Genomic DNA, 6,304 nt, shown 5'->3' on the forward strand with positions numbered 1-6,304 from the left:
CGCCCGCCGTCCCGGCCTCGGGCACGGCGGCCATGCGCAGGGCGGCGATGTCGGCCCGGCCGCGCTCCATCTCCAGCGCCTGACGCACGGCGACGGCCAGACCGGATCCGGCCGGGGTCTCGTCAATGATGACCGCCTCGCGCACCGGCTCGGCGTGGTTCATCAAGGCGGGGATCGCCCCGCCCAGCACGGCGAACAGCGGAAAGGCCAGCAAGGACAGCCAGAAGCCGACCGTCTTGGCGTAGGCCAGGAACTCGCGGCGCGCGATCAGAAGAATCCGGTTCATCAGGCGGCTCCCGCTTTATCGGTCTTGGAGACGGACTGATCTTCGTCCGGGTGGTCGCCGGTCAGGGCGATGAAGGCGTCGTGCAGGGTCGGCTCCTTCATCTGGAAGCGCCTTACGTCCAGTCCGCCCAGGAAGGCGGCGCGCAGGGCGCTTTGCGCCTCCGCTCCCGGCGTCAGGCCTACGCGCAGGGTGCTGACGGGGCCGTCCTCGGCCAGCACCTCGATGCCGCCGACGCCTGGCAGGGCGGCGACCGCGTTTCGATCCAGCGCCCCTTCCAACTCCAGAAAGCGTGGCGAAGTCGCCCGCGCCTCATCCACCGTGCCCTCGAACGCCTTACGGCCGCGGGCTAGCAGCACCACCTTGTCGCACAGACGCTCGGCGTGCTGCATGACGTGAGTCGAGAACAGAACCGTCGCCCCGTTGTCGGCCAGAGCGCGGATCATGGCCTCCAGTCCCTGCTGGTTCATCGGATCGAGGCCCGAGAACGGCTCGTCCAGGATCACGAACTCCGGCTGATGCACCACTGAAGCGATCAGCTGGACCTTCTGGGCCATCCCCTTGGACAACTCCTTCATCTTCTTCTTGCTGGCCTCGCCCAGACCCATCTGCTCCAGCATCTCGCGGCCGCGACGGCGGCCTTCGGGCAGGGGCAGGCCCTTCAGCCCGCCGAAGAAGGCGATGGCGTCCACCGGCGTCATCTTTTTATAGAGACCCCGCTCCTCGGGCAGGAAGCCGATCCGATCGCGCACCTTGCGGCCGTCGTCCGCGCCCAAGATGTCGATGCGGCCGCTGGTGGCCGGTTGCAGCCCCAGGATCATCCGTAGCGTCGAGGTCTTGCCCGCCCCGTTCGGGCCCAAGAAACCGCAGATCGAGCCCTTCTCGACCTGGAAGCTCAGGTCGGAGACCGCCTGGAAGCCTCCGTATCTCTTACTGATTCCATCCAGCGTCAGCGCCGCGACCATTCGGTCCCCCTGCAAAAAGCCCAAGGATCGAATCTAACGGCAGCGCGCAGGCAATGGAAAGGGTATTTTACATTACGGTTTGGTCATGATGCCGCGCCGTCTGATGGGGTCAGACCGGGGCCTTCACCCGGATGTCGAAGCTCTGGCCGACGATCTTGGCGGGGTCGACCTGACCCCCGTTGCGACGCACCTCGAAATGCAGGTGGGGGCCGGTCGAATAGCCGGTCGAGCCGACCAGGCCGATGCGCTCGCCCGCCGTCACCGTCTTGCCGGAGTGAACGTCGATGCGGCTGAGGTGGGCGTACAGGCTGGTCATGCCGTTGGGATGCTGCAGCTCGATGAAGTTGCCGTAGCCGCCCGCCTGATAACCCGCGCGCAGCACCTTGCCCTCGGTCGTGGCGAAGACGCCGGTGCCGGTCGGGGCGGCGACGTCCACGCCCTTGTGGGCCCGCGCCTTGGCCTCGATCGCCAACTTGCGCAGGCCGAAGGGCGAATTGATGCGATACCCCTTCAGCGGGGCTTCAAAGACGATCTTGCGGGTGACGGGACCGGCAGGCTCCGCCACCGCCTTCACCGGCGGAGCGATGGGCGCCGAAACCTCGACGACCTTCTCGGGCGAGGCGGCGATCATGCCGACAGGGGCGGCCGCCATCGCTAGGATCGCCAGACCGGCCAGGGCGCCTGTCTGACCGAAACGGATCACATGCGGCCGCACGGCCGGGGGAACTAAACGCATACTCTAACGACTCATTTTGAGCGCATCGTCAGCGCGGAGGAGCCGTCAGAAAGGCGCGAAACACGCGCACAGGCAGCGAAAACTCAAAGTCGCCGACGGCCGGAATTGACCGTCTTTTGCAATTTCACCGGGACATGAATGGGGCGCTCCGAGGGCGACACGGGGTCGCACCTCGGAAACCTTCGTTTTCCAGACCTACAGCGGCAGGCTCAGTTTCACCGCCGCCATATGGCTGTCGGCATGGTCGCCGAAGCGGCCCTTGTAGCCGATCGACACCTTCAGCCGCTCCATGACCGTGCCCTCGATCCCGGCGGCGGCCAGCACCTGCCCCCCGAACGGCAGATCCACGTCGCGGGCCAGAACCTGGGCGGGATTGCCCAGGATGCCGGTGCGCACGGCGTCGCTGTCGTCGCTCAGGCTGTCGCGATAGCCGCCCTCGGCGTAAAAACGGATCCGCTCGGTCCCGCCCTCGGCGCGCAGGGCGATCTCGGCCGTCGTCGCCTGCACCGAACGGTCGGCATAGGCGTATTGCGCCGCCGGACCCTGTTCATAGAATCCGTCCACGTCGGCGTTGATCCAGGCCACCGCCGCGCGCGGCGACAGGGCGAAGCCGCCCAGATCGAACCACATGCCGCCCTGCAGACGCGCCCCGGTCGAGACGCCGCGCGTCGAGCCGCTGTGGACGATCGGCGCCAGACTGGTCAGGCGGTTAACGTCGTTGAAGTCGTCCTGGGCCACGCCCGCCGCCGCATTGAGGAAGACATCACCGGAGCGCCAGCCGCCGTAGACGTCCAGCCCGAAGCTGTCGACGTCGGCGCGCAGGGCGCCCGCATCCACGTCCGCGTTGCGATAGGAGCCGGCCAGGCCGAAGCGCAGGCTTTCCGTCCCGCTTTCCAGCGCGATGCGCACGCCATAGCCGTCGGAAGTCGCCTTGCCGATGGCGCCGCGCGCATCCGTCTCGGTCTTGTCGGCCAGCCCCTCGACCGAGATCGAGGTTCCGCCCGTCCACGCCTCACGCCCCGACAGGGCGGCGGTCGAGCCGTCCAGCGCGTCCTCGCGGTGCCGCCACGCTGTCTCGCCCAGCAACGCCGTCTGGCTGCCCAGATCGCCGTAGTAAAGGTAGTCGTTCGCCAGACGCGCGATCACCGCATGGCCCTTCGCCGTCGGGTGAACCCCGTCGAAATAGAAGTAATCGTCCGGGTTCGCGCACAGCGTCACGCCGTTGAAGCAGGCCTGGGTCACGTTCGACACGCCGAAGGCGCTGGGGTTGGCCGAAATCACGTCCCCGACCTTGAACAGGTCCATCAGGATGATGTTCGTCCCCGGCCGCGCCGCCGCCGTCGTGTTCAGCCCGGTCAGCAGGGCCCCGTTGAACGTCGTGACGGCGTAGTCGGCCAGCGGCGCGGCGGGCGTGCCTCTGAACTGCGGCGTCAGACTCAGCTTGGGCAGGTTGGTGACCAGCACGGTCCCCGCCCCGGCTTCGGCGATGCCGTTGACGATGAAGTTGATGTCCGCCGCCGCGCTCTGCGCCACAGGGGCGATGGAGCCGGTCGGGTTGGGCGAAGCCCCCGCCGCCGGGAGGCCCTGGAAGATGTTGTTCGCTCCGCCCAGCACGCTGACCAGATCGTTCGCGCCGAACTTGCCGCCGCGCTGCAGATACTGACCCAGTTGCAGCCGCATCCCCAGCGGCTGGGCCTGGCTATCGGTGCGCGCTCCGCCGAAGGCGTAGTTGATGCTGCCCGTCACCGGCCCCATGAAGTTGGCGGCGGTGAAGCCCAGTCTCTCAGTGAACACAGGCCCGTTGGAGAATCGCCCCGCGCCATAGGGCGGCGAGGTCGGCGTGGTTCCGCCCGTCGCCAGATACAGGTTGCCGTTGTCCGACAGGCTGTCGCCGAACACCACCAGACGGTTGTAGCTCTGGGCCGAGGCGGCCCCGGCGGCGGATACGGCGGCCAGGCTCAGAGCAGCCAACGCCGCTCCGCGAAGAAGACGAGACATCGATTTCCCTCCCATCGACCGTCCGTATGCGGTCGTTATCCGCCACTCTGCGCCGCTTTTCGCAGGACGCAAGATGACGTGACGGAAGGTGATCGACGATCAGTGCAGTCGGCGGAAGCGGATCGTGCCGGGAAGCTGCTTCAGCGCCGTCAGCGCCTCGCGGTCGTAGTCGCGATCCACGTCGGTGATGACATAGCCGGTCCGCTCGTCCGTTTTCAGGTGCTGGCCCAGGATGTTCAGCCCCGCATCCGACAGGGCGCGGTTCAGTTGGGCCAGCACGCCCGGCTGGTTGCGGTGGATGTGCAGCAGTCGGTGCGCGCGCGTCACCTCGGCCAGCTGCACGTTCGGCAGGTTGACGCAGAAGGTGGTGTCGCCCCGGTTCAGATAGCCCAGCAGCCGCTCGGCCGCGAACTCGGCGATGGCTTCCTGCGCCTCTTCGGTCGAGCCGCCGATGTGCGGGGTCAGGATGGTCTTGTCCAAACCGACCAGAGGACTGTCGAACGGGTCGGCGTTGGTGCGCGGCTCCTCGGGGAAGACGTCGACCGCCGCCCCGCCCAGACGGCCGGACTTCAGCGCCGCCGCCATCGCGTCCACATCGACCACATGGCCGCGCGACAGGTTCAGGAACAGGGCGCCCGGCTTCATCCTGGCGAACTGGTCGGCGCCGATGATGGCGGTGTTTTCCTTGCGGCCGTCGACGTGCAGCGTCACCACGTCCGCCTCGGCCAGCAGGGCGTCCAGCGAGCGCATCCGCCGCGCATTGCCCAGCGCCAACCGCTCGGACAGGTCGTAGAACAGCACCCTCATGCCCAGGTTCTCGGCCAGCACCGACAGCTGGCTGCCGATGGCGCCGTAGCCGACGATGCCCAACGTCTTGCCGCGCACCTCGCGCGATCCCGTGGCCGACTTGTTCCACACGCCCTTGTGCATTTCGCGCGACTTGTCCGCCACGTCGCGCATCAGGACGATCATCATGCCGATGGCCAGTTCGACCACAGAGCGGGTGTTGGAATAAGGGGCGTTGAACACCGCCACGCCCTTGTCCGCCGCCGCGTCCAGATCGACCTGATTGGTGCCGATGCAGAAGGCCGCCACGGCCATCAGCCGGTCCGCCGCATCCAGCACCCTGCGCGTGACATTGGTCTTGGAGCGGATGCCCAGGACGTGCACGCCCTTGATCGCCTCGATCAGGTCGTCCTCGTCCAGCGCGCCCTTCATGGTCTCGACGGTATAGCCCGCCTCCTCCAGCCGTTCGACGGCGGCGGGGTGGACGTTCTCCAGCAGCAGCATGCGGATGCGGTTGCGCGGATAGGACCAGCGTCCGGCCACGCCCTCGGCGTATAGCACCTCGTCCAGAGAGGCGGCGACGGCGTCGGCGGCCTCGATCACCTTGGCGCGGCTGACGATCTCGGTGAAGGCGTAGAAGCGGTCGGCCGCGCCCTGAATCTTGACCTCGGCGTCGGTCCAGCCGTCGCCGACCATGACCACCGGCCCTTCCAGGTTCAGCGCCCGGATGACCTCGGGCTTGCCGTTCTCGCGCAACAGCGGGTTGGCCGTGTCCACGCCCGTGACGCGGCCTTCATCGTCATAGATCAGGTCGTTGGCCAGCACATGATCGGACGCCACGCCCAGCCGCTCGGCCAGGGGGGCGATCACCTCGCGAAAGCCGCCCGACAGGATGTAGATGCGCTCGGCGTTGCGCTGGAAGAAATCGACGTTGCGGCGAATGGAGACCGTCGCCTCGTCCAGGATGCGATCGGTCAGGGTCTCGACGTGTTCACGGCGCAGCGCCAGCAGGTCCAGCCGCTGCTTCAGCGCCTCGCCGAAGCCTATGCGGCCGTTCATGGCGTCGTCGGTCAGGGCCGCGATCCGGGCCTTGCGCTCGGCGGCGTCCGGCGCATCCTTCAGCGCCAGATCGGCCAGCGCCTCCAGCGTTTCGATGCGAACCAGGGTGGAATCGAAGTCGAAGATGAAGACGGGCGAGATCATGCGCGGGCTCTAGACCTTCTTCGCACCCGCAGCAATAAAAAGGGGCGCCGCAGCACCCCTTTCCGCATATTTTTTCCATTTACGGCGGAAAACCGGCTCAGCGGCCGCCGTTTCCGGCGCGACGACGGCTTTCCAGCGCCGCCGCGCCGATGGCGGCGGCGATGGTGGCCACAGCCAGAAGGGCGCCGCCCTCCTTGGCGTGATCGCGGGCGAAGTCGCCGGCGTCCTCGACATAGCGGCGCGCCTGCTTGGTGTAGCGGCGCATCGGCCGGCGCGATTTCTTCCTGGTGCGGCGATACCAGTCGTCAGCCCGATCCCGCGCCTCGGCGCCGA

Annotated in this window: 4 protein-coding genes and 2 pseudogenes; all 6 read right to left on the bottom strand. The window is 67.6% G+C overall.

The genetic code is table 11. The annotated features are described in order from the left end of the window. Positions 1–286 (bottom strand): annotated as a pseudogene (locus tag BDIM_RS11150) (ABC transporter permease); the annotation flags it as partial. Continuing rightward, on the bottom strand, positions 286–1,248 hold the full coding sequence (locus tag BDIM_RS11155) for an ABC transporter ATP-binding protein (RefSeq protein WP_003165704.1): 963 nt from the start codon (positions 1,246–1,248) through the stop codon (positions 286–288). The gene BDIM_RS11155 and the pseudogene BDIM_RS11150, both read right to left, overlap by 1 nt. A gap of 109 nt (positions 1,249–1,357) precedes the next feature. Beyond that, positions 1,358–1,984, bottom strand: a complete 627-nt coding sequence (locus tag BDIM_RS11160) for a M23 family metallopeptidase (RefSeq protein WP_040345849.1) — start codon at positions 1,982–1,984, stop codon at positions 1,358–1,360. Positions 1,985–2,179: 195 nt separating this feature from the next. Further along, positions 2,180–3,982: an autotransporter domain-containing esterase gene (locus BDIM_RS11165; protein ID WP_003165706.1), complete on the bottom strand. Its 1,803-nt coding sequence runs from the start codon at positions 3,980–3,982 to the stop codon at positions 2,180–2,182. A gap of 99 nt (positions 3,983–4,081) precedes the next feature. Next, entirely contained in the window at positions 4,082–5,971 is a 1,890-nt protein-coding gene (serA, locus tag BDIM_RS11170; RefSeq protein ID WP_040345851.1) for a phosphoglycerate dehydrogenase, read from the bottom strand. A 97-nt stretch (positions 5,972–6,068) separates the two neighbouring features. Then, a pseudogene (locus BDIM_RS11175) lies at positions 6,069–6,304 on the bottom strand (hypothetical protein); the annotation flags it as partial.

This window comes from Brevundimonas diminuta ATCC 11568 (assembly GCF_000204035.1).
Lineage (GTDB): Bacteria > Pseudomonadota > Alphaproteobacteria > Caulobacterales > Caulobacteraceae > Brevundimonas > Brevundimonas diminuta.